Source organism: Kosakonia sp. PSU_27 (assembly GCF_039409795.1).
Lineage (GTDB): Bacteria > Pseudomonadota > Gammaproteobacteria > Enterobacterales > Enterobacteriaceae > Kosakonia.
On the sequence record NZ_JBCIVK010000003.1, the window covers coordinates 279,694 to 301,050 of the forward strand.

The 21,357-nt window shown below is 52.5% G+C and carries 21 protein-coding genes; 14 read left to right on the forward strand and 7 right to left on the reverse strand.

The window, feature by feature from the left end:
• Window positions 1–27: 27 nt before the first annotated feature.
• Window positions 28–924, reverse strand: coding sequence for a TIGR01777 family oxidoreductase (locus tag AAIG26_RS08295; RefSeq protein WP_343180445.1), 897 nt, complete (start codon window positions 922–924; stop codon window positions 28–30).
• A gap of 120 nt (window positions 925–1,044) precedes the next feature.
• Window positions 1,045–1,674, reverse strand: a complete 630-nt coding sequence (gene yfcG / locus AAIG26_RS08300; protein ID WP_097407092.1) for a GSH-dependent disulfide bond oxidoreductase — start codon at window positions 1,672–1,674, stop codon at window positions 1,045–1,047.
• Window positions 1,675–1,813: 139 nt separating this feature from the next.
• Between yfcG and yfcF the strand changes: the two genes are divergently transcribed.
• From yfcF to yfcD, 3 genes are read left to right on the forward strand one after another with little or no spacing between them, the layout of a single operon-like run.
• On the forward strand, window positions 1,814–2,458 hold the full coding sequence (gene yfcF / locus AAIG26_RS08305) for a glutathione transferase (RefSeq protein ID WP_020454545.1): 645 nt from the start codon (window positions 1,814–1,816) through the stop codon (window positions 2,456–2,458).
• 55 nt (window positions 2,459–2,513) lie between these two features.
• Window positions 2,514–3,065 carry a phosphodiesterase gene (gene yfcE, locus AAIG26_RS08310; protein WP_020454544.1) on the forward strand — a complete coding sequence of 184 codons (552 nt, stop codon included), beginning with the start codon at window positions 2,514–2,516 and terminating at the stop codon, window positions 3,063–3,065.
• Between the two features lie 54 nt (window positions 3,066–3,119).
• Window positions 3,120–3,665 carry an NUDIX hydrolase YfcD gene (gene yfcD, locus AAIG26_RS08315; protein WP_343180446.1) on the forward strand — a complete coding sequence of 182 codons (546 nt, stop codon included), beginning with the start codon at window positions 3,120–3,122 and terminating at the stop codon, window positions 3,663–3,665.
• On the opposite strand, the gene AAIG26_RS08320 is transcribed toward yfcD, so the two are convergent.
• Entirely contained in the window at window positions 3,666–4,685 is a 1,020-nt protein-coding gene (locus AAIG26_RS08320) for a LacI family DNA-binding transcriptional regulator (protein ID WP_020454542.1), read from the reverse strand.
• A gap of 233 nt (window positions 4,686–4,918) precedes the next feature.
• On the opposite strand from AAIG26_RS08320, the gene AAIG26_RS08325 reads away from it, so the two are divergent.
• The 5 genes from AAIG26_RS08325 (at window position 4,919) to AAIG26_RS08345 (ending at window position 8,936) form a co-directional block, all read left to right on the forward strand.
• The gene (locus tag AAIG26_RS08325; protein ID WP_343180447.1) at window positions 4,919–5,362 is read left to right on the forward strand and encodes a PTS sugar transporter subunit IIA; all 444 of its coding nucleotides are present in this window, start codon (window positions 4,919–4,921) and stop codon (window positions 5,360–5,362) included.
• 81 nt (window positions 5,363–5,443) lie between these two features.
• Window positions 5,444–5,716, forward strand: coding sequence for a PTS sugar transporter subunit IIB (locus tag AAIG26_RS08330; RefSeq protein WP_020454540.1), 273 nt, complete (start codon window positions 5,444–5,446; stop codon window positions 5,714–5,716).
• A gap of 52 nt (window positions 5,717–5,768) precedes the next feature.
• Entirely contained in the window at window positions 5,769–7,160 is a 1,392-nt protein-coding gene (locus AAIG26_RS08335) for a PTS ascorbate transporter subunit IIC (protein WP_020454539.1), read from the forward strand.
• The gene (locus tag AAIG26_RS08340; protein WP_313626378.1) at window positions 7,157–7,990 is read left to right on the forward strand and encodes a transketolase; all 834 of its coding nucleotides are present in this window, start codon (window positions 7,157–7,159) and stop codon (window positions 7,988–7,990) included. The genes AAIG26_RS08335 and AAIG26_RS08340 overlap by 4 nt, the downstream gene beginning before the upstream one ends.
• The gene (locus AAIG26_RS08345) at window positions 7,983–8,936 is read left to right on the forward strand and encodes a transketolase family protein (protein WP_343180448.1); all 954 of its coding nucleotides are present in this window, start codon (window positions 7,983–7,985) and stop codon (window positions 8,934–8,936) included. The genes AAIG26_RS08340 and AAIG26_RS08345 overlap by 8 nt, the downstream gene beginning before the upstream one ends.
• A gap of 63 nt (window positions 8,937–8,999) precedes the next feature.
• On the opposite strand, the gene pta is transcribed toward AAIG26_RS08345, so the two are convergent.
• The gene (pta, locus tag AAIG26_RS08350) at window positions 9,000–11,138 is read right to left on the reverse strand and encodes a phosphate acetyltransferase (protein WP_017458608.1); all 2,139 of its coding nucleotides are present in this window, start codon (window positions 11,136–11,138) and stop codon (window positions 9,000–9,002) included.
• 78 nt (window positions 11,139–11,216) lie between these two features.
• On the reverse strand, window positions 11,217–12,419 hold the full coding sequence (gene ackA / locus AAIG26_RS08355; RefSeq protein WP_020454536.1) for an acetate kinase: 1,203 nt from the start codon (window positions 12,417–12,419) through the stop codon (window positions 11,217–11,219).
• Between the two features lie 336 nt (window positions 12,420–12,755).
• Here ackA and yfbV point away from each other — a divergent pair, with 336 nt between their 5' ends.
• The 4 genes from yfbV to AAIG26_RS08375 all read left to right on the forward strand — a co-directional run bounded on the left by yfbV (window position 12,756) and on the right by AAIG26_RS08375 (window position 16,456).
• Entirely contained in the window at window positions 12,756–13,211 is a 456-nt protein-coding gene (gene yfbV / locus AAIG26_RS08360) for a terminus macrodomain insulation protein YfbV (RefSeq protein ID WP_086868037.1), read from the forward strand.
• A gap of 172 nt (window positions 13,212–13,383) precedes the next feature.
• Window positions 13,384–13,878: a YfbU family protein gene (locus AAIG26_RS08365; protein ID WP_020454534.1), complete on the forward strand. Its 495-nt coding sequence runs from the start codon at window positions 13,384–13,386 to the stop codon at window positions 13,876–13,878.
• Between the two features lie 10 nt (window positions 13,879–13,888).
• Window positions 13,889–14,548: a sugar phosphatase gene (locus AAIG26_RS08370; RefSeq protein WP_343180449.1), complete on the forward strand. Its 660-nt coding sequence runs from the start codon at window positions 13,889–13,891 to the stop codon at window positions 14,546–14,548.
• 75 nt (window positions 14,549–14,623) lie between these two features.
• Window positions 14,624–16,456, forward strand: a complete 1,833-nt coding sequence (locus AAIG26_RS08375; protein WP_343180450.1) for an SLC13 family permease — start codon at window positions 14,624–14,626, stop codon at window positions 16,454–16,456.
• 41 nt (window positions 16,457–16,497) lie between these two features.
• Here AAIG26_RS08375 and yfbR read toward each other — a convergent pair whose 3' ends face one another.
• On the reverse strand, window positions 16,498–17,097 hold the full coding sequence (gene yfbR, locus AAIG26_RS08380; RefSeq protein ID WP_020454531.1) for a 5'-deoxynucleotidase: 600 nt from the start codon (window positions 17,095–17,097) through the stop codon (window positions 16,498–16,500).
• 79 nt (window positions 17,098–17,176) lie between these two features.
• Window positions 17,177–18,391, reverse strand: a complete 1,215-nt coding sequence (locus AAIG26_RS08385) for a pyridoxal phosphate-dependent aminotransferase (protein ID WP_020454530.1) — start codon at window positions 18,389–18,391, stop codon at window positions 17,177–17,179.
• A 947-nt stretch (window positions 18,392–19,338) separates the two neighbouring features.
• On the opposite strand from AAIG26_RS08385, the gene lrhA reads away from it, so the two are divergent.
• Both lrhA and nuoA read left to right on the forward strand, forming a co-directional pair.
• Window positions 19,339–20,277 carry a transcriptional regulator LrhA gene (gene lrhA, locus AAIG26_RS08390; RefSeq protein ID WP_045512998.1) on the forward strand — a complete coding sequence of 313 codons (939 nt, stop codon included), beginning with the start codon at window positions 19,339–19,341 and terminating at the stop codon, window positions 20,275–20,277.
• Window positions 20,278–20,901: 624 nt separating this feature from the next.
• Window positions 20,902–21,345 carry an NADH-quinone oxidoreductase subunit NuoA gene (gene nuoA, locus AAIG26_RS08395; protein WP_017458599.1) on the forward strand — a complete coding sequence of 148 codons (444 nt, stop codon included), beginning with the start codon at window positions 20,902–20,904 and terminating at the stop codon, window positions 21,343–21,345.
• Window positions 21,346–21,357 lie beyond the last annotated feature (12 nt).

The following is a 21,357-nucleotide window of genomic DNA, read 5'->3' on the forward strand; positions in this document are numbered from 1 at the left end:
GCCAGCGACGTACGGATGCCACGAAAATTAGGAGGGAACCACATCCCCCAGCGCCTCTTCCAGATCGTACCAGCGGAAGGCAAAACCGGCGGCTTCGAGGCGTTTTGGCAGCGCGCGTTGGCCGCCAAGCACCAGCACCGCAGATTCGCCCATCATCAGGCGTACGGCAAACGCCGGGGCGCGCATGATGGTTGGGCGGTGCAACACATGACCGAGCGTATGCGAGAACTGCTCATTACGAACCGGATAGGGTGAAACCATATTGAACGGCCCGCGCAGATCGTTATCCAGCAGCCAGAGTATGCCGTTAACCATGTCGTCTATATGGATCCACGCCAGATACTGGCGACCATCGCCAATCGGGCCGCCAAGGCCAAGACGAAACAGCGGCAGCAGCTTAGCGAGAATGCCGCCTTTCGGTGCGAGCACCACGCCTGTGCGCAGCAGGCAAACTCGGGTGCGATCGCTTTGCGCTTCACAGGCGATTTGCTCCCAGCGGGCGCACAGCTTATGAGTAAATTCGTTGTGGGGCGGCTCTTCCTCTGTGACCACCACTTCACCGAGATCGCCGTAGTAACCGGAAGCTGAACCGGAAATCAGCACCTGCGGCGGTGTGTCACTGGCGTTGATCAGATCGACTATCCGCTGGGTTATCTGCCAGCGGCTGTTGCACAGACGCTGTTTTTGCTCCTCGCTCCAGCGCTTATCGGCAATGGGTTCACCGGCCAGATTGATCACCGCATCGATATCATCCAGGTTGCTCAGCTCGTTCAGCCCTTTTAACAGGCTGACGCGCGCATCAAGCAACTGTTGTGCTTTGGCGGGGTTGCGCGTTACCACCGTCACACTGTGTTTTAGCTCCAGCAGGCGGGGGATCAGATGACGACCAATCAGGCCAGTTCCGCCGGTAATCAGTATCTTCATGCTTCCCTCCAGGATGTGTGTGCTTTTCCTCAGCATATGTGACTCAGCAAAACCCGCATGCGATGGCGGGCACATTTTGCATCAAATTTTTCAGCAATGTGAAGAGGTTACCCGCAATGCTTATACTTGTTGCGCCTTCTGAAGCGCCCGCTCAGTCGCCGGGCGAGTGCGAATGCGCTCAAACCAGTTAAATACCGCCGGGTAATCCTCCAGATCGACGCGCTGGCGTGCGTGGGCATTGATCCACGGCCAGGCGGCAATATCGGCAATGCTGTAATGCTCGCCTGCCAGCCACGGTACGCGCTCAAGACGCTTATTCAGCACCTGATATAAACGCTGGGTTTCTACCTGGTAGCGCTCAATAGCATAGGGCACCGGCTGCGGCGCAAAGTGGTTAAAGTGGTGGTTCTGTCCGAGCATTGGCCCCAGCCCGCCAACCTGCCAGAACAGCCATTGCAGCGTAAGATGGCGCTCGCGGAGTTCACCGCTAAGCAATTTTCCCGTTTTTTCCGCCAGATAAAGCAGGATCGCCCCGGATTCGAATATGCTAAGCGGCGCACCGCCATCGGCGGGCAGATGGTCGACAATGGCGGGAATTTTGTTGTTAGGTGAGATGGTCAGAAAATCGGGGCGAAACTGATCGCCTTTGCTGATATCCACACGGATCAGGCGATATTCCAGCTCCGCCTCTTCCAGAAAAAGCGTTATTTTATGACCGTTTGGTGTGGGCGCAAAATAGAGGTCTATCATCAAAGCTCCCGTTAAGCGGAAAAGAAACGTCTGAGTTTGAGTATAGGTGTTACCTCTGATGCGTGAACTTTCATCAAGTGACAGTGCGCACAGGACGTTATATTTTGAAGAAAAATCCCAACTACTGAACGAGGATGTTATGAGCGAACCGGCTATTACCTTATGGTCTGACGCAGAGTATTTTTCCCCGTATGTGCTGTCGGCCTATGTCGCACTACATGAAAAAGGACTGCCCTTTACCCTGAAAACCGTTGATCTCGATAGTGGTGCGCAACGTGCGCCGGACTGGCCGGGTTTCAGCCTGACGCAACGTGTGCCGGTGCTGGAGATTGAAGGGTTTGAGCTCAGTGAATCCACGGCGATTGATGAATATCTGGAGGAGCGCTTCGCCCCGCCGGAGTGGGAACGTATTTATCCGCTTGATCTGCAAAAACGTGCGCGCGCCCGGCAAATTCAGGCCTGGCTGCGCAGCGATTTGATGCCTATCCGCGAAGAGCGTTCGACAACGGTGGTGTTTGCCGGCGCCAAAAAAGCGCCGCTCAGTGCTGCCGGGCAGGCGAGCGCCGCCAAGCTGTTCGCGATTGCCAGTGAGCTGCTGGCGCACGATAAACCGAATCTGTTTGGCGAATGGTGTATCGCTGATGTTGACCTGGCATTGATGCTGAATCGGCTTGTGTTGAACGGCGACAACGTCCCGGAGCGGCTGGCGGATTACGCTACCTTCCAGTGGCAACGCTCGTCGGTCCAGCGCTTTGTTGCACTTTCCGCTAAGCGCGCGGGCTGATAAGCCCGACAACTTCCGTTATTATGGGGCGTTTTCTTCCACATGAGGTGCAGTGATGAAACTGATGTTTGCATCGGATATTCATGGGTCGTTGCCCGCGACGGAACGCGTACTGGAACTGTTCGCGCAAAGTGATGCCCGCTGGCTGGTGATCCTTGGCGATGTGCTGAATCACGGCCCGCGCAATGCCTTACCAGAAGGCTACGCGGCAGCGCAGGTGGCGGAACGTTTGAACGAACAGGCCAGCCGGATTGTTGCCGTGCGCGGCAACTGCGACAGTGAAGTGGATCAGATGCTACTGACGTTCCCGATTACGGCGCCCTGGCAGCAGGTTTTACTGCCTGAACGCCGCCTGTTTTTGACGCACGGTCATCTCTTTGGCCCGGATGACGAGCCGCCGCTGGCGGCGGGCGATGTGCTGGTCTATGGTCATACGCATATTCCGGTTGCTGAGAAACGGGGCGATATTTTCCACTTCAACCCCGGTTCGGTCAGTATCCCAAAAGGCGGGTTCGCGGCCAGCTACGGCATGCTGGAAGAGGACGTATTGCGCGTTATCACACTTAATGATCAGCGGGTTATTGCGCAGATCACGATTAATCCGTAAGTTACCTTTCAACCGAAACGCGCCAACAGAGCGCCCTAAAGAGAAGATTTCCCGATGGTGGAACAGAGTCATTTTGCAGGCATGGAGTGGGTGGATATTGTCAATGAAGACAATGAGGTGATAGCGCAGGCCAGCCGGCAGCAAATGCGGGCGCAATGTCTGCGTCACCGCGCAACCTACATTGTGGTGCATGATGGGATGGGCAAAGTGCTGGTACAGCGTCGCACAGAGATCAAAGATTTTATGCCCGGTATGCTGGATGCCACCGCCGGTGGTGTGGTGCAGGCAGGGGAAAACCTGCTGGATTCCGCGCGCCGCGAAGCGGAAGAGGAGTTAGGTATTGCGGGTGTGCCGTTTGCCGAGCATGGCCAGTTTTACTTTGAAGATGAACACTGTCGGGTCTGGGGCGGGCTGTTCAGTTGCGTTTCCCACGGTCCATTCGCGTTACAGGAAGAAGAGGTCAGCGAAGTATGCTGGATGACGCCGGAAGAGATCACCGCCCGCTGCGACGAGTTCACCCCTGATTCACTGAAAGCGCTGGCGCTGTGGATGACGCGCAATGCCAGCAATGAAGTGGAAATAGCGCAGGAAACGGAATAACTAGCAGCTATCCCGCAAGCAAAACGTCGGTGCAATCGGCGTTTTGTTTTCCCAGGTTTCATCATTCAGTCGCGCCAGCAGCGCGCGTCCTGCTTCAATACCAATCTTGCGATGCGGCACGGAAATTGTCGTTAACGGTGGCACACATACCCGGCTGACATCGCTGTCGCCGAAGCCGACGATCGCTAAATCGTCCGGAACCTTAATTCTGCGCCGCTGGCACTCGTAAAGCGCGCCGCAGGCCAGCTCATCCGAGACACACACCAATGCGTCCAGTTCCGGCCACGCCAGCAGAAATTCCGGTAATTGTGCCGCTCCCGTAGAAAAGATGGGCGGTGCGGCGGCATTGATCACCCTGTTTGGTGAAAGATGGTGACGTAGCATCGCTTTATACCAACCCTGCAAATGTTGCTGAAAAATCCACTGCTCCTGGTTGGCACACAATAAGCCGATATTCTGATAACCGCGCTGCACCAGCATTTGCGTCAGTTCGAACATTGCCGCAACGTTATCAATACCGATATTCATATCAATGGGATCGGCGCGCACTGCGCCGATTTCGATTACCGGAATAGAGGCGTTTTTCAGCCAGTGGCGTACGGTATCGCTATGTTCGACGCTAAGTAAAATGGCCGCGGCCAGATTGGAGGCGAGCAGCGTTTCCAGCAGCTTCTCCTCCTGCTCCAGCCGGTGCTGTGATTCGGCGAGCATGATTTGATAGCCCGCAGGTTGTAACACCTGCTGCAAACCGGCGAACATTTCCGAGCAGCCGGATTCGGCAAGGCTCGGCACCACCATGGCAATCGTCCACGATGAGGCGGAAGCCAGCGCGCTGGCCGCGAGGTTAGGCATGTACCCCAGTTCCTGCACGGCAGCTTCAATTTTCTCGCGCAATTTATCTGAAACCTGCTCCGGGGTACGTAATGCCCGGGAGACGGTCATGGTGCCGACGCCCGCCAGTTGCGCCACATCGGCAAGGGTGACTTTTCCTGTGCTCCGACGTTTTCGGGTTATTGTCATTCCGTTTCCTGAAAGCCCTGATAGCTCAGGCGCTGAGTTATGAGTCATCTCAAGGGAGTATACGCCGGAAATGCCTGCTTTTTCTGCGAATTCCCCTGCGTTTTCATATCTGATAGCGCTATCACATTTTTCGATCATTCCTGTTGGTAGCGCTATCTTTGCGACTATCATCACGGATAAGCGCTGCAGAGTTGCATAAAGTTTGCCCATCTCATCCCGATAAGGAGTGCGAAGTGTTAAACCAATGGCTTAACGACAAAACTATTCAGGTGTTAGAAAGCGTGGAAAACTGGCCGCAAGCGCTGGAGATTTGCGCCAGACCGCTGCTCGCGTCCGGCACCATTACGCCGGAGTATGTGACGGCCATTGTCGCGCAACATCATAAACTGGGACCGTATTATGTGCTGGCACCAGGGCTGGCCATGCCGCATGCCAGGCCAGAGGAAGGGGCAAAAGGCTTAGGCCTGTCATTATTAAAATTGTCTCAAGGGGTGAATTTTGGATCTGAAGAATCCGATCCGGTTGACACCATTATTATGTTGGCCGCACCGGATAAACACAACCATATTGAAATGATCGCCGCGCTGGCAGAGTTATTTTCCAGCGATGAAGATATGGCACAATTACATCGTGCAAACACTCTGGAGGAAATTAAAAACATTATTCATCGTTTCTGATTTTTATTTTATTTCACCAGTGATGAAACATTGCCTGCTATGGGCGATGCGGTTGTACTCTACTCAAAAAAGGTAAACACAATGAAAATAATGGCAATTTGCGGATCCGGCCTGGGCAGTAGTTTTATGGTCGAAATGAATATTAAAAAAGTGCTTAAAAAATTAAATATTGAAGCGGAAGTCGAACATTCCGACCTCTCATCTGCCACACCAGGTGCCGCCGATGTGTTTGTAATGGCAAAAGATATTGCAGCCAGCGCCAGCGTGCCGGAAAACCAGTTGGTTGTGCTTAATAACATTATTGATATCAATGAACTGGAAGCGAAAATCAGCGCTTTCTTCGCCAGCCGTTAACATCAACCGGATGCAGCGCACCACGGTGCGACATGCATAAAGCGAGGTGGATATGTTTATCCTTGAAACGCTAAACTTTGTTGTTGATATTTTGAAAGTCCCGTCAGTATTGGTGGGGTTAATTGCGCTGATTGGCCTGGTTGCGCAGAAAAAATCTTTTTCGGATGTCGTTAAAGGTACGGTGAAAACCATTCTTGGTTTTATCGTACTCGGCGGCGGTGCAACGGTATTAGTTGGGTCGTTAAATCCGTTAGGCGGTATGTTTGAGCACGCTTTTAATATTCAGGGGATTATTCCGAATAACGAAGCGATTGTTTCAATTGCGCTTGAAAAATATGGCGCGTCTACAGCGCTGATAATGGCGTTCGGTATGGTGGCGAATATTATTGTCGCGCGCTTTACGCGGCTGAAATACATTTTCCTTACCGGACATCACACCTTTTATATGGCCTGCATGATTGGGGTGATCCTCACCGTTGCCGGATTTGAAGGTATCGGTTTGGTGTTTACCGGTTCGCTGATTCTCGGCCTGGTGATGGCGTTTTTCCCGGCGATTGCACAGCGTTATATGAAGCGGATCACCGGCAACGACGATATCGCTTTTGGTCATTTTGGTACGCTGGGCTACGTGTTATCCGGCTGGATCGGCAGTAAATGCGGTAAAGGGTCACGTTCAACCGAAGAGATGAACCTGCCGAAAAACCTGAGCTTCCTGCGAGACAGTTCCATCTCTATCTCGCTGACAATGATCATTATTTATATGATCCTCGCTGTATGCGCCGGGCGTGAGTATGTTGAGGGACAACTGAGCGCCGGGCAGAACTTCCTCGTCTACGCGATTATTCAGGCTATTACCTTTGCCGCAGGTGTGTTCATTATCCTGCAAGGCGTTCGCTTGATCCTGGCGGAAATCGTGCCGGCCTTTACCGGTTTTTCTGAAAAACTGGTTCCCAATGCCCGTCCGGCGCTGGATTGCCCGGTGGTTTATCCCTATGCGCCAAACGCAGTGTTGGTTGGCTTCCTGTTCAGTTTTCTCGGCGGGCTGGTGGGGCTGTTCCTGCTCGGTCAGATGAAGCTGGTGCTGATTCTGCCTGGCGTGGTACCGCATTTCTTCACCGGTGCAACGGCGGGCGTGTTTGGTAACGCTACCGGCGGGCGACGGGGCGCGATGATCGGTGCCTTTGCCAACGGTTTGCTGATTACCTTCCTGCCGGTGTTGCTGCTGCCTGTACTGGGCGCGCTCGGCTTTGCCAATACCACTTTCTCCGATGCCGACTTTGGCTTTATTGGCATTGTGCTGGGCAACCTCGCGCGTTATCTGTCACCGATGGCCATTACCGGTCTGGTGGTGGCGTTGTTCATTGCCTTAGTGATCTGGAATGTGATGTCAAAAGGCAAGTCGGCTGCCAGCGATGCAGATGAAAAGAACGGAGCGAAGTCATGAGCACAATTGCAGAAGTAACACAATTTGCGCGGGACATTCGTATCGCCACTCTCAAGGCCTTAACGCATCTTGGTTTTGGGCACTATGGCGGCAGCATGTCGGTGGTAGAAACCCTCGCGGTGCTGTATGGCGAGGTCATGCGGATTGACCCGGCCGACCCGGACTGGCCGGAACGCGACTACTTTGTGCTCTCGAAAGGTCACGCCGGCCCGGCGCTGTATAGCACGTTGGCATTGAAAGGCTATTTTCCTCAGGAAGCGCTGATGACGCTCAACGAAAATGGAACCCGTTTGCCAAGCCATCCGGATCGCTTAAAAACGAGGGGCGTAGATGCCACAACCGGATCGCTGGGGCAGGGAATTTCTATCGCGGGGGGAATAGCGCTAGGCCATAAGCTGGCGGGCAGGCCTAATCGCGTGTTTTGCATCGTTGGCGATGGTGAGTTAAATGAAGGGCAGTGCTGGGAAGCATTCCAGTTTATTGCCCATCATCGGCTCAACAATCTGACGGTGTTTGTTGACTGGAACAAGCAACAACTGGATGGCGAGCTGGATGAAATTATCTGCGCCTTCGATCTGCAAGGGAAATTCCGCGCCTTCGGTTTTGATGTCTGTACGGTGAAGGGGGACGACATTGCTGCCCTTCTGGAGGTGGTGAAGCCTGTTCCGCCAGCCGATGCAAGGCCGCGGTTGGTGATCCTCGATAGCATTAAAGGGCAGGGGGTGCCGTACCTCGAAAGTCTCAGTAATTCTCACCACTTACGCCTGACAGATGAGATGAAGCAGGCGCTAAACGACACCATTAAACAACTGGAGGCGGCACATGATTAAGGTGGCTGAACCCGGCGGCAAAGACAGTATCGAGATGCGCAAAGTCTATGCCGGTTTTATCAGCGAGCAGATCGAGGCAGGCAGCGATATTATCGCCCTGGAAGCCGACTTGATGAGTTCGATGGCGATGGATAGCGTCCATAAAAAGTATCCGCAGCAGGTGATCAATTGCGGCATCATGGAAGCCAACGTGATCGGCACGGCGGCAGGGCTTTCACTGACTGGACGTAAACCGTTTGTGCACACGTTCACCGCTTTTGCCAGCCGACGCTGTTTCGACCAGTTGTTTATGGCGCTCGATTACCAGCGCAACAATGTTAAGGTTATCGCCTCCGATGCGGGTGTCACTGCGTGCCACAACGGCGGGACGCACATGTCATTTGAGGATATGGGGATTGTGCGCGGGCTGGCGCATTCGGTCGTGCTGGAAGTGACAGATGCGGTAATGTTCTCCGATATTTTGCATCAACTGGCGGAGCTGGAAGGTTTTTACTGGGTGCGCACCATCCGCAAACAGGCGCCGACCATCTACCAGCCGGGCTCACGCTTCACCATCGGTAAAGGTAATGTGCTGCGCGAGGGGACAGACATTACGTTAATTGCCAATGGCATTATGGTTGCCGAAGCCCTGACCGCCGCGCAGCAACTGGCGCAAGAAGGTATCAGCGTGGCGGTGATCGATATGTTTACTTTAAAACCTATCGACCGTGAGCTGGTGAAGAACTACGCAGAGAAGACCAGGCGGATTGTTACCTGTGAGAACCACAGCATTCATAACGGGCTGGGCTCAGCCGTGGCGGAAGTGTTAGTGGAAACCTGCCCGGTGCCGATGCGCCGTGTCGGCGTGAAGGAGCGTTATGGCCAGGTAGGGACACAGGATTTTCTGCAACAAGAGTATGGACTCACAGCGAATGACATCGTGGCGGCGGCACGCGAGCTGTTGTAAATAAGCAGGTGTAAATAAAAAAGGCGACCATCAGGTCGCCTTTTTGTTGCCGTTTACAGCAGATTACTGCTGTGAAGCCTGGATCGCGGTCAGTGCGATGGTGTAGACGATATCGTCAACCAGCGCGCCACGGGACAGGTCGTTAACCGGTTTGCGCATACCCTGCAGCATCGGCCCGATGGAGATCAGGTCGGCAGAACGCTGTACCGCTTTGTAGGTGGTGTTACCGGTGTTCAGATCCGGGAAGATGAACACGGTAGCGCGACCTGCAACCGGAGAGTTCGGCGCTTTGGATTTCGCAACGTCAGCCATAACGGCAGCGTCGTACTGCAACGGACCGTCGATCACCAAGTCAGGACGTTTTTCCTGTGCCAGACGCGTTGCTTCGCGCACTTTCTCTACATCGCTACCCGCGCCGGAGTTACCGGTGGAGTAGGAGAGCATTGCCACACGCGGTTCGATACCGAACGCGATAGCGGAATCCGCAGACTGAATCGCGATTTCTGCCAGCTGTTCAGCGGTCGGATCCGGGTTGATGGCGCAGTCACCGTACACATAAACCTGTTCCGGCAGCAGCATAAAGAACACGGAAGAAACCAGTGAGCTGCCCGGTGCGGTTTTGATCAACTGCAGCGGCGGACGGATGGTGTTCGCGGTGGTGTGCACAGCACCGGAAACCAGACCGTCAACTTCGTCCTGTTCCAGCATCAGCGTGCCGAGAACCACGTTGTCTTCCAGCTGTTCGCGGGCGACGGCTTCGGTCATGCCCTTGCTCTTACGCAGCTCAACCAGGCGAGCAACGTAGCTTTCACGTACCACGTCCGGATCGACGATTTCAATCCCGGTGCCCAGCTCAACGCCTTGCGCAGCGGCAACGCGATTGATCTCGTCCGGGTTACCCAGCAGGATACAGGTCGCGATACCACGTTCAGCACAGATAGCGGCAGCTTTCACGGTACGCGGTTCGTCGCCTTCCGGCAGAACAACGCGTTTGCCCGCTTTGCGCGCCAGCTCAGTCAACTGGTAACGGAATGCCGGCGGAGAGAGACGACGGCTGCGTTCGGAAGTTGCGGTCAGAGAATCGATCCACTGGGCATTGATGTAGCCAGCTACGTATTCCTGAACGTTTTCGATACGCTCGTTATCATCAACCGGAACTTCCAGGTTGAAGCTCTGCAGGCTCAGGGAGGTCTGCCAGGTGTTGGTATTCACCATAAATACCGGCAGGCCGGTGGCGAATGCACGTTCACACAGTTTGCGCACGCTGGCGTCCATTTCGTAACCGCCAGTCAGCAGCAGCGCCCCGATTTCCACGCCGTTCATCGCGGCAAGGCAAGCAGCAACCAGCACGTCCGGACGATCTGCGGAGGTCACCAGCAGTGAACCCGGGCGGAAGTGTTCCAGCATGTGCGGAATGCTGCGCGCACAGAAGGTCACGGATTTCACACGGCGGGTTTTGATATCGCCTTCGTTAACAATGGTCGCATTCAGGTGGCGGGCCATGTCAATTGCGCGGGTAGCAATCAGATCGAAGCTCCACGGCACAGCGCCCAGCACCGGCAGCGGGCTGGCTTCTTGCAGTTTCGCCGGATCGATATGAATAACTTTTGCTTTGGACGAGTCATCAAAAATTTCAGACAGGTCAGGGCGGGTACGGCCTTGTTCATCAACCGGTGCGTTCAGTTTGTTAACGATAACGCCAGTGATGTTGGTGTTTTTCGTGCCGCCGAAGCTGTTGCGGGTCAGTTCGATACGCTCTTTCAACTGCTCTGGCGTGTCGGTGCCCTGAGACATGACAAACACGATTTCTGCGTTCAGCGTTTTCGCGATTTCAAAGTTCAGCGATTGCGCGAACTGATGTTTACGCGTCGGAACCAGACCTTCAACCAGCACCACTTCAGCGTCTTTGCTGCTTTCGTGATAGCGGGCGATGATCTCTTCCATCAGCACGTCTTTCTGGTTGCTGGAGAGCAGCGACTCAACGTGGCTCATTTTCAGCGGTTCTGCTGCAGTCAGGCCAGAGTTGGCACGCACGATTGTGGTGGTCTGGTCTGGCGCATCGCCACCAGCGCGCGGCTGAGCGATCGGTTTAAAGACGCTCAGACGAACGCCTTTGCGTTCCATAGCACGGATAACGCCAAGGCTGACGCTGGTCAGGCCGACGCTGGTTCCGGTAGGGATCAGCATAATAATACGGGACACGGTTAATCCTCTTTCGTTACCGTCTTGCGAGACGGGTTACAAAACAGCACCGCCAGCGTGGGCTGGCGGTGTGTGGAATCAGGCAGTCAGGCGGCTCGCGTCTTGCGCGATGACCAGCTCTTCGTTTGTCGGGATAACGACAGCCGGGCGGGTGCCTTCTTTGTTGATAAAGCCAGACTTACCAAAACGGGCAGCCAGGTTACGTTCGTGATCAACTTCAAAGCCGAGAACGCCCAGTTTGCCCAGAGACAGCTCACGTACCATGGCGGCGTTTTCACCGATACCGCCGGTGAAGACAACCGCGTCCAGACGACCGTCCATCAGCGCAGTGTAAGAACCGATGTACTTCGCCAGACGGTGGCAGTAAACGTCCATTGCGCGTTTCGCGTCTTCTTTATCTTTGTAGTTGTCTTCTACATAACGGCAGTCGCTGGTGACTTCGGTCAGACCCAGCAGACCGGACTCTTTGGTCAGCATTTTGTTGATAGCTTCAACGCTCATGCCCAGAGTGTCATGCAGATGGAAAATGATAGCCGGATCGATATCACCAGAACGGGTACCCATTACCAGGCCTTCCAGCGGGGTCAGACCCATGGACGTGTCAACGCATTTGCCGTTACGGATAGCGGAAACAGAACCACCGTTGCCCAGGTGGCAGGTGATGATGTTCAGTTCTTCAACCGGTTTGTTCAGGACTTTGGCTGCTTCCTGAGTCACATAGAAGTGGCTGGTGCCGTGTGCGCCGTAGCGACGAACGCCGTGCTCTTTGTACAGTTTGTACGGCAGCGCATACAGGTAGGATTCTTCCGGCATGGTGGTATGGAACGCCGTATCGAAGACAGCCACGTTTTTGTCTTTCAGGTTCGGGAAGGATTTCAGCGCTTCGGCGATACCGATCAGATGAGCCGGGTTGTGCAGCGGTGCGAACGAGGCTGCATCTTTGATGCCCTGAATAACGGATTCGTCGATAACCACAGAGCTGGTGTATTTTTCGCCACCGTGCACGATGCGGTGACCGATTGCGGTCAGCTGTGCAGACAGTTCTGGTTTTTGTGCCAGAATAGTGTTAACGATAAAGTTCAGCGCTTCGCTGTGAGCGGCACCTGCACCTAAAGCCGCTTCTTGTTTACCGCCATCAATTTTCCACTTGATGCGCGCTTCAGGAAGGTGGAAACATTCGGCTAAACCAGAAAGGTACTCGTCACCATTAACTGCATCGATGATTGCGAATTTCAGTGAGGAGCTACCGCAGTTCAGAACCAGTACTAACTTACTCGACATGGAAGTACCTATTTATGATACGTGGCTAAAAAAGGTCAGTGAGTCGCACAGCGTAGCGCAGGTGGACACTGACAATTATGATTAACATCATGCCGGGTTTACTTTCTGGCATGATGAGAAGAATACATAAAATTTTAAGCTATTTTGCGCAAATTTCAGGCAGTGGCATAATGAGCTTAAATTTGACGACTTAAAGATATTCGTCTAATGAACCGGTCAAGGCCGCCACAGGATACCTGATACCAGGTGGGATTGACAAAAAATTTTAACGATGTCATTCACAGTTGTTGTTTTGCACAATTTTTTTAATTTTTATATGTGAAGTTGAGGTAAACCATGTCCACTTCAGAGAATCGACCCGTCAATTTTTTTAGTTTGTTTCGTCGGGGTCAGCACTATGCGAAGACCTGGCCTATGGAAAAACGCCTCGCTCCGATGTTCGTTGAAAACCGCGTGATCCGCGCAATGCGCTATGCCACGCGCTTTATGCCGCCAGTGGCAGTGTTTACTCTCTGCTGGCAAATTGCGCTCGGTGGCCAGCTTGGCCCGGCGGTGGCTACCGCGTTGTTTGCGCTGAGCCTGCCAATGCAAGGGCTTTGGTGGCTGGGTAAGCGTTCCGTGACGCCGCTACCGCCGTCGATTCTGCACTGGTTTTATGAAGTGCGAGGCAAGCTGCAAGAAGCGGGTCAGGCGCTGGCACCTGTAGAGGGTAAGCCTGATTACCAGGCGCTGGCCGACACGCTTAAACGTGCTTTTAAGCAGCTCGATAAAACATTTCTTGATGATTTGTGAGTTTTAGCAAATTTCGTAATCTCTATAAAAGAAGGCATTTTTGCGATGTCTTCTTTTTTATTTTTCATCGTGTTCTACCCAAAACCCCCGGCAAATCAAAAAAGCCGTCTTTTTCAGCAGGTAAACTCAAGACATCTTTTTTAATGCGCCGATGTGCCACAGGAGTCGAAAGATGGAAATGACTAATGCCCAACGTCTGATCTTATCCAACCAGTACAAAATGATGACCATGATGGACCCGGCAAATGCGGAGCGCTATCGCCGTTTGCAAACCATTATTGAGCGTGGATATGGCCTGCAAATGCGTGAGTTGGATCGTGAATTCGGCGAGTTGAAAGAAGAGACCTGTCGCACGGTTATCGACATCATGGAGATGTACCACGCACTGCATGTCTCCTGGACCAACCTGAAAGATACCAGCGCCATTGATGAGCGCCGCGTGACTTTCCTTGGCTTTGACGCCGCAACGGAAGCGCGTTATCTCGGCTATGTGCGTTTTATGGTCAACATCGAAGGCCGTTATACCCATTTCGACGCGGGAACCCATGGCTTTAACGCGCAAACCCCAATGTGGGAAAAATATCAGCGCATGTTGAGTGTGTGGCACTCCTGCCCGCGTCAGTACCACCTGAGCAGTAACGAAATTAATCAGATTATTAACGCCTGAGGAGGTGAGTGTGCAGTGTAAAGGATTTCTGTTTGACCTGGATGGCACCCTGGTGAATTCGCTGCCTGCCGTGGAGCGGGCATGGTGTAACTGGGCTGATCGATTTGGTATCGCGCATGATGAAGTACTGAATTTTATCCATGGCAAACAGGCGATTACCTCGCTGCGGCATTTCTTACCGGGCAAGTCTGAAGCAGAGATTGCGGCTGAGTTTACCTGGCTTGAACAAATTGAAGCGGCAGATACCGATGGTATTACCGCGCTGCCTGGCGCGATTGCGCTGCTTCAGCACTTAGATGAGTCAGCGATTCCGTGGGCTATCGTCACTTCCGGGTCGGTGCCTGTCGCGCACGCGCGACATCGTGCGACCGGGTTGCCGACGCCGAAAGTGTTCGTCACCGCCGAGCAGGTCACTCGCGGCAAACCTGAGCCTGATGCTTATCTCCTCGGCGCTCAGCTGCTGGGGCTGGCACCGCAAGAGTGCGTGGTGGTGGAAGATGCGCCGGCGGGTGTCCTTTCCGGCCTTGCTGCAGGTTGCCATGTGATTGCGGTAAATGTTCCTGCAGATGCGCCCCGGCTTGATGAAGTAGATTTCCGGCTCACCACACTCGACGCGCTCGATGTCGCAAAACGGCCGGACGGCCTGGTGGATGTCACGCTAAAGGCCTGATTCCATGATTTAACCCCACTTTTGTGGGGTTTTTTATGGCACTATTTCTCCACTATCAACTGACAAGGATTCGTTGTGAACGGTGAACTTATCTGGGTACTGTGTCTGCTGGGCATCGCGGTGGTGCTTTTTGCGACGGGCAAAGTGCGTATGGATGCTGTTGCGCTGTTTGTTATTGTTGCCTTCGTTCTCAGTGGAACGCTGACGATTTCCGAAGCGTTTTCCGGTTTTAGCGACCCGAACGTCGTATTAATTGCCGCTCTGTTTATCATCGGCGATGGCCTGGTGCGCACCGGTGTGGCGACGAATATGGGGACGTGGCTGGTCAACATGGCGGGCAGCAGCGAAATCAAAATGCTGGTGCTGTTGATGGTTACCGTTGCCGGGCTTGGCGCGTTTATGAGTTCGACCGGCGTGGTGGCGATCTTCATCCCGGTAGTGCTCAGTGTGTCAATGCGCATGCAGATTTCGCCGTCACGGCTGATGATGCCGCTCAGCTTCGCCGGCCTTATTAGCGGCATGATGACGCTGGTAGCGACGCCGCCAAATCTTGTCGTTAACAGTGAATTGCTACGCGAAGGCTTTAGCGGGTTCAGCTTTTTTAGCGTGACGCCTTTAGGGCTGGTGATCTTGCTGCTTGGCATTATTTATATGCTGTTGATGCGTTTCACGTTGAAAGGGGAGAGTGACGATACCGCGCGTGAAAGCTGGAAACGTCGCAGTTTTCGCGATCTTATTAAGGAGTATCGTCTTGCCGGACGGGCGCGCCGCCTGGCGATTCGCCCCGGTTCGCCAATGATTGGACAGCGCCTGGATGATTTACAACTGCGTGAACGCTATGGTGCCAACATTATCGGTGTTGAGCGCTGGCGACATTTCCGGCGTGTCATTGTTAACGTTAATGGGGTGTCCGAATTTCGTGCCCGTGATGTGCTGCTGATTGATATGTCTGCCGCCGAAGTCGACTTGCGCCAGTTTTGCGCTGAACAATTGCTTGAGCCGATGATCCTGCGCGGTGAGTATTTTTCCGACCAGGCGCTGGATGTTGGAATGGCGGAGGTGTCGTTGATTCCCGATTCGGAACTGATTGGTAAAACCGTGCGCGAAATCGGTTTTCGCACCCGCTACGGTCTTAATGTTGTTGGTCTGAAACGCAACGGCGAGGCGCTGGAAGGCGCAGTGACGGATGAAACGTTGCAATTGGGCGATGTTTTTCTGGTGGTCGGCAACTGGAAACTTATCAGCCAGCTTGGTTCGCACGGGCGCGACTTTGTGGTGCTCAACTTACCGGTGGAGGAGAGCGCCGCTTCCCCGGCGCATAGCCAGGCGGCACACGCTATTTTTTGTCTGGTATTGATGATTGCATTAATGCTGACTGATGAAATTCCCAATCCGGTGGCCGCGATCATAGCTTGTATGCTGATGGGTAAATTTCGCTGTATTGATGCGGAAAGTGCGTATAAAGCGATCCACTGGCCGAGCATTATTTTGATTGTCGGCATGATGCCGTTCGCGCTGGCGCTGCAAAAAACCGGCGGTGTGGATTTGGTGGTGAAAGGGTTGATGGATTTGGGCGGCGGCTACGGCCCACATCTGATGCTGATATGTCTGTTCGTGATGTGCGCCATGATTGGGTTATTTATCTCTAACACCGCCACTGCGGTATTGATGGCGCCGATTGCGCTGGCGGCGGCGAAATCGATGGGCGTGTCACCTTATCCGTTTGCCATGGTCGTGGCGATGGCGGCCTCGGCGGCGTTTATGACGCCTGTTTCCTCACCGGTGAATACGCTGGTTTTAGGGCCGGGTAACTATCAGTTCAGTGATTTCGTAAAAATTGGCGTGCCGTTCACGTTACTGGTGATGGTGGTCTGCGCATTATTAATCCCGGTGCTGTTTCCGTTCTGACATGACCTGACCTGGCCGGGCTGTTGGCCCGGCATGTTCAGTTACAGCGGCGAATCCTGGCTGATCTCATCCAGCGACAGATGGAAGCTCGGCACAAACACCTGCATAAAGTAATCCATTTCCGGGCTGCGGCGCGCATCGAGCGTTTTTTCCAGCCGTGATTTGGCCAGCAAGAATTCGTTGTTGCCAGCGGAGAGCTCTTCCAGACATTTCAGATAAGCGCACAGGGCATCTGCCTGTTTCACGATCGATTTTTCTTCTGCGGTGTAGTGATGCTCATCGATCAGCGGCGCAAAAATATCACGCAGTTCTTCCGGCACCATCTCGACCAGCTTCTGCTGGGCGATCTTCTCAATGGCTTTATATTCCTGGGCGATTTGCGAGTTGAAATATTTTACCGGCGTTGGCAAATCGCCGGTCAGCACTTCCGATGCATCGTGGTACATCGCCAGCAGTGCGATGCGCTCAGCATTGAGCTGGCCTGCGAATTTACGGTTTTTAATGGCCGCCAGCGCGTGGGCGACCATCGCGACTTGCAGGCTATGTTCGGAGACATTCTCTGTGCGCACATTGCGCATCAGTGGCCAGCGATTGATAAGTTTAAGGCGGGAAAGGTGGGCGAAAAAGTGGCTCTGACTCATGGTTTACCTTGTCTGTGACTGCGACCTGAGCCATTGTGCGCAGAGAGTGGGGGAAGATGCAAATCCTCCCCCGGTATCCTTACTGATGGTAACCCGAGAGGAAACGACCAAAACGGGTAATCGCCATTTCCAGATCGTCTTCACGCGGTAACGTCACAATTCGCACGTGATCCGGCCATGGCCAGTTAAACGCAGAGCCTTGTACCAGCAGCACTTTTTCCTGCAACAGGAAGTCGAGAACCATTTTCTGGTCGTCGTGAATATTGAAGCGTTTGGCGTCGATTTTCGGAAACATATACAACGCGCCGCTTGGTTTCACGCAGGAAACGCCCGGGATCTCGTTGATCAGCTCCCACGCGCGGTTACGCTGTTCATACAGGCGACCGCCGGGCACAATAAATTCACTAATGCTCTGGTAGCCGCCGAGCGCGGTCTGGATCGCATGTTGAGCCGGAACGTTGGCGCACAGGCGCATCGACGCCAGCATCTCCAGTCCTTCAATGTAGCCTTTCGCGTGCTTTTTAGGCCCGCTCAACACCATCCAGCCCTGGCGGAATCCCGCGACGCGATAGGTTTTCGACAGCCCGTTAAAAGTGATGGTGAACAGATCCGGCGCGAGTGCGGCAATGGAGTGATGCTGCGCTTCGTCGTAAAGAATTTTGTCGTAGATTTCATCTGCAAAGATGATGAGGTTGTGCTGACGCGCGATCTCAACGATTTCCAGCAGCAGCTCTTTGGAGTAGACCGCGCCGGTTGGGTTGTTCGGGTTGATAATGACAATCCCGCGCGTACGCGGCGTAATTTTGGCGCGGATATCGTCGAGATCGGGGAACCAGCCTGCCGATTCATCGCATAAATAGTGCACCGCTTTGCCGCCAGAGAGTGAGACGGCAGCGGTCCACAGCGGGTAATCCGGTGCGGGCACCAGCATTTCGTCACCGCTGTTCAGCAACGCCTGCATCGACTGCACAATCAACTCGGAAACACCGTTGCCAATATAGATGTCTTCCACAGTGATTTCGCGCATGCCGCGCGCCTGGTAGTGCTGCATGATGGCTTTGCGCGCGGAATAGAGCCCTTTTGAATCGCAGTAACCTTGCGCGCTGGGCAGGTTGCGGATCACATCAACCAGAATTTCATCCGGTGCCTCGAAGCCGAAAGGGGCTGGGTTGCCGATGTTGAGTTTGAGGACCTTGTTGCCTTCTTCTTCAAGACGTTTTGCTTCTTTCAGAACCGGGCCACGGATGTCGTAACAGACGTTATCTAATTTGCTGGATTTTTCGATGGAGGACATGAACCTTTGACCTTTTAGCTGGAATAGCCACTGCCTGCCGTGGAAGTGAGCACGGAACAATGTACTCCCCCCTCGGTCCGTTTTGAAGGGTTAGCAGGAGAAGATTTTGTCTTAATGTCTCTGATGGTTAACGATTTTTTAACTATTTATTAGGCTTTATGTTTTTTATTTTTTCTGTGTTTGTTTTATTTTTTGGTTTTTAATGCTGATTTTGTGTTTTTAGGTGAGATTTTTTACCGCCTAAAAGCGTTCGTTTAGTCTCGGTTTGAGGCCGTTGTGCTACGGTAGAATTCGCTTTCTGCTTAAAACCAGCGCGATAGATTACCTCCTCATTTGGCCTGGCGAAGAGGTGAGTTGGCTGTGAACGCAATGTTAAGCATTATTAATAGTTAGTTCTTCACTTAATTAATAGCTATTTAATATTGAGAATGGGAACGATGACTATCACTAATATTAATTAGTAGATGGTATGGTGGAAGCCATTTGTTTGCTTAAGATAATTCGTAATAATGCTTATAAATATAAAGGTTTTAGGTTAAACTCGTGGGGCAAGAAATGGAACTGATACCAAAAGCCTTGCTTTAGTTAAGGTTTATTTCTTAATTGTAGTCGATTGTTATTACTCGCTTTTAATTCTGACCAGTTATATAGGCTGGTTCTATATGGCGCAGTGCTATGTATAGCCTATGAACGTTGCACAAACATGTTTTTCTTAAAAGGAATAACGCGCTTTGGCATCTTTTATATATCTAAAAGGAATGGCAGAAGGCGAAATAAAGCCATCGAGTTCAGCTTGCGTTAGACAGCGAACTATAAACACCTGAACGACTGCCAGCTTTACCTGGTTATAAACCTGCTGGATGCACTTTTTAAATGGAATTACTTAATCTTACGAGCACAGCATAAACCCGGGTCACTCCGCGCGAACGACCCGTAAGTGAAAAATTATGATAAATGCAAATCGTCCGATATTGAATCTCGACCTCGATCTGCTGAGAACTTTCGTTGCGGTCGCCGATCTAAACACTTTTGCTGCGGCCGCTGCTGCAGTTTGTCGCACACAATCCGCTGTAAGTCAGCAAATGCAGCGGCTTGAACAATTAGTGGGAAAAGAATTATTTGCCCGTCATGGCCGCAATAAACTGTTAACTGAACATGGTATTCAGTTACTGGGATATGCGCGAAAGATCTTACGTTTCAATGACGAAGCATGCACGTCGTTAATGTTTAGCAACCTTCAGGGCGTCTTAACTATTGGTGCTTCTGATGAGTCCGCAGACACCATTTTACCGTTTTTGCTTAATCGTATTAGCTCGGTATATCCGAAGCTAGCTCTTGATGTGCGCGTGAAACGCAACCCCTTTTCTGACGAACGCGAACAAGAGCATGATGTTGATCTCGTGGTGACGACTCACCGTTCCGCGCAATTCGATTGCCTGACGTTACGCACATCGCCCACGCACTGGTACTGCTCGGCTGAGTACGTGTTACAGAAAAGTGAGGCGATACCACTGGTTCTGTTGGATGAGCCCAGCCCATTTCGCGATATGGTCATCAATTCGCTGAATGATGCGGATATTCCCTGGCGTATGGCTTATGTTGCTTCGTCGTTGTCGGCGGTCAAAGCAGCTGTAAAAGCCGGATTAGGTGTAACCGCGCGGCCGGTGGAAATGATGAGCCCTGATTTGCGCGTGCTGGGCAGAGCCGAAGGGCTGCCGCTGTTGCCGGATACGGAATATTTGCTCTGTTATAACCCGCAAAGCCGCAATGAGCTGGCACAGGTAATTTTCCAGGCCATGGAACATTATCAAAACCCCTGGCATTACAGCGGCGGTACTCCTGAAGGAGGAGGCGATCCGCTGGTTATCGAAGGGGATTTTAGCTAACATCCCCTGCCAAATCTGGTAACAAAATGTAAGTGCAAAAATGAACCGCTGGCGGCAAAAAAGCGGTTATCGGTTCATTTTGCGCACAGATGATGAATCACAGAAGCCCCATTCCTGAAAATTATTCTTTCTTTCAATAATTTAATATCACTCACAGCAAGATCTCCTTTTTTCAACTATAGTCTTTCATGCCTGCTGGTCATGTTAAAAATCAAGGCGGATTGTTGCTGTTTCACTGAATGAATTAACAAAAGCGTGTCTCAGATCAAGAAAATACTCCCGTTGAGGGGGAGGAATCCGGACAAAATCCTGTCAAAATAAGCGGGTAATTAGTGTAAAACCTCGCTACGGACACGATTCAACACTGGATATTTCTTGTGAATGTTTGAAGCCGTTCAAGAAAACGGCACTAAATGTTAATGAATTGCTGCCGATGTAAACTAATGTGAGGAAACCTTTGTTAAAGTTGACAAAAGGTTATAGAAAGGAGTAAAAACCCACATCGTTTAGCTGTTTTCGCCTTTTACACAGTTAATGTGTGGTTTTTTATTCCTCCCCGTGAATCGATGTGGCGTCATCTGCCAGCAAGAGCAGAGGTAATAACGCTACCTTTTGAGTTAAGCAATGCGTATGTCAACATCCACTGAAATCATCGCTCATCACTGGGCATTCGCTATCTTTCTTATTGTCGCCATTGGCCTGTGTTGCCTGATGCTGATCGGCGGTCGGTTTTTGGGCGGTCGCGCACGCGCGAGGCACAAAAACGTTCCTTTCGAATCGGGTATCGACTCCGTCGGTTCCGCTCGCTTACGTCTATCCGCCAAGTTCTACCTGGTGGCCATGTTCTTCGTCATCTTCGATGTGGAAGCGCTCTATTTATACGCATGGTCAACCTCCATTCGCGAGAGTGGTTGGGTCGGGTTTGTCGAAGCCGCAATTTTTATATTAGTGCTGCTGGCTGGTCTGGTTTATCTGGTGCGTATTGGCGCGCTGGATTGGACGCCCGTGCGTTCGCGCCGTGAGCAAATCAACCCAGAGACTAACAGCTACACTGACAGTCAACGCTAACCGCGAGGCAAT

What these genes read in the sequence shown, in the direction of transcription:
- yfcD (WP_343180446.1), top strand. Translation starts at nt 3,120, where the DNA reads ATGGTGGAACAGAGTCATTTTGCAGGCATGGAGTGGGTGGATATTGTC.
- AAIG26_RS08330 (WP_020454540.1), top strand. Translation starts at nt 5,444, where the DNA reads ATGAAAATAATGGCAATTTGCGGATCCGGCCTGGGCAGTAGTTTTATG.
- yfbR (WP_020454531.1), bottom strand. Translation starts at nt 17,097, where the DNA reads ATGAGTCAGAGCCACTTTTTCGCCCACCTTTCCCGCCTTAAACTTATC.
- AAIG26_RS08295 (WP_343180445.1), bottom strand. Translation starts at nt 924, where the DNA reads ATGAAGATACTGATTACCGGCGGAACTGGCCTGATTGGTCGTCATCTG.
- yfcE (WP_020454544.1), top strand. Translation starts at nt 2,514, where the DNA reads ATGAAACTGATGTTTGCATCGGATATTCATGGGTCGTTGCCCGCGACG.
- AAIG26_RS08365 (WP_020454534.1), top strand. Translation starts at nt 13,384, where the DNA reads ATGGAAATGACTAATGCCCAACGTCTGATCTTATCCAACCAGTACAAA.
- AAIG26_RS08320 (WP_020454542.1), bottom strand. Translation starts at nt 4,685, where the DNA reads ATGACAATAACCCGAAAACGTCGGAGCACAGGAAAAGTCACCCTTGCC.
- yfcF (WP_020454545.1), top strand. Translation starts at nt 1,814, where the DNA reads ATGAGCGAACCGGCTATTACCTTATGGTCTGACGCAGAGTATTTTTCC.
- lrhA (WP_045512998.1), top strand. Translation starts at nt 19,339, where the DNA reads ATGATAAATGCAAATCGTCCGATATTGAATCTCGACCTCGATCTGCTG.
- AAIG26_RS08345 (WP_343180448.1), top strand. Translation starts at nt 7,983, where the DNA reads ATGATTAAGGTGGCTGAACCCGGCGGCAAAGACAGTATCGAGATGCGC.
- yfcG (WP_097407092.1), bottom strand. Translation starts at nt 1,674, where the DNA reads ATGATAGACCTCTATTTTGCGCCCACACCAAACGGTCATAAAATAACG.
- AAIG26_RS08335 (WP_020454539.1), top strand. Translation starts at nt 5,769, where the DNA reads ATGTTTATCCTTGAAACGCTAAACTTTGTTGTTGATATTTTGAAAGTC.
- AAIG26_RS08340 (WP_313626378.1), top strand. Translation starts at nt 7,157, where the DNA reads ATGAGCACAATTGCAGAAGTAACACAATTTGCGCGGGACATTCGTATC.
- ackA (WP_020454536.1), bottom strand. Translation starts at nt 12,419, where the DNA reads ATGTCGAGTAAGTTAGTACTGGTTCTGAACTGCGGTAGCTCCTCACTG.
- yfbV (WP_086868037.1), top strand. Translation starts at nt 12,756, where the DNA reads ATGTCCACTTCAGAGAATCGACCCGTCAATTTTTTTAGTTTGTTTCGT.
- nuoA (WP_017458599.1), top strand. Translation starts at nt 20,902, where the DNA reads ATGCGTATGTCAACATCCACTGAAATCATCGCTCATCACTGGGCATTC.
- AAIG26_RS08385 (WP_020454530.1), bottom strand. Translation starts at nt 18,391, where the DNA reads ATGTCCTCCATCGAAAAATCCAGCAAATTAGATAACGTCTGTTACGAC.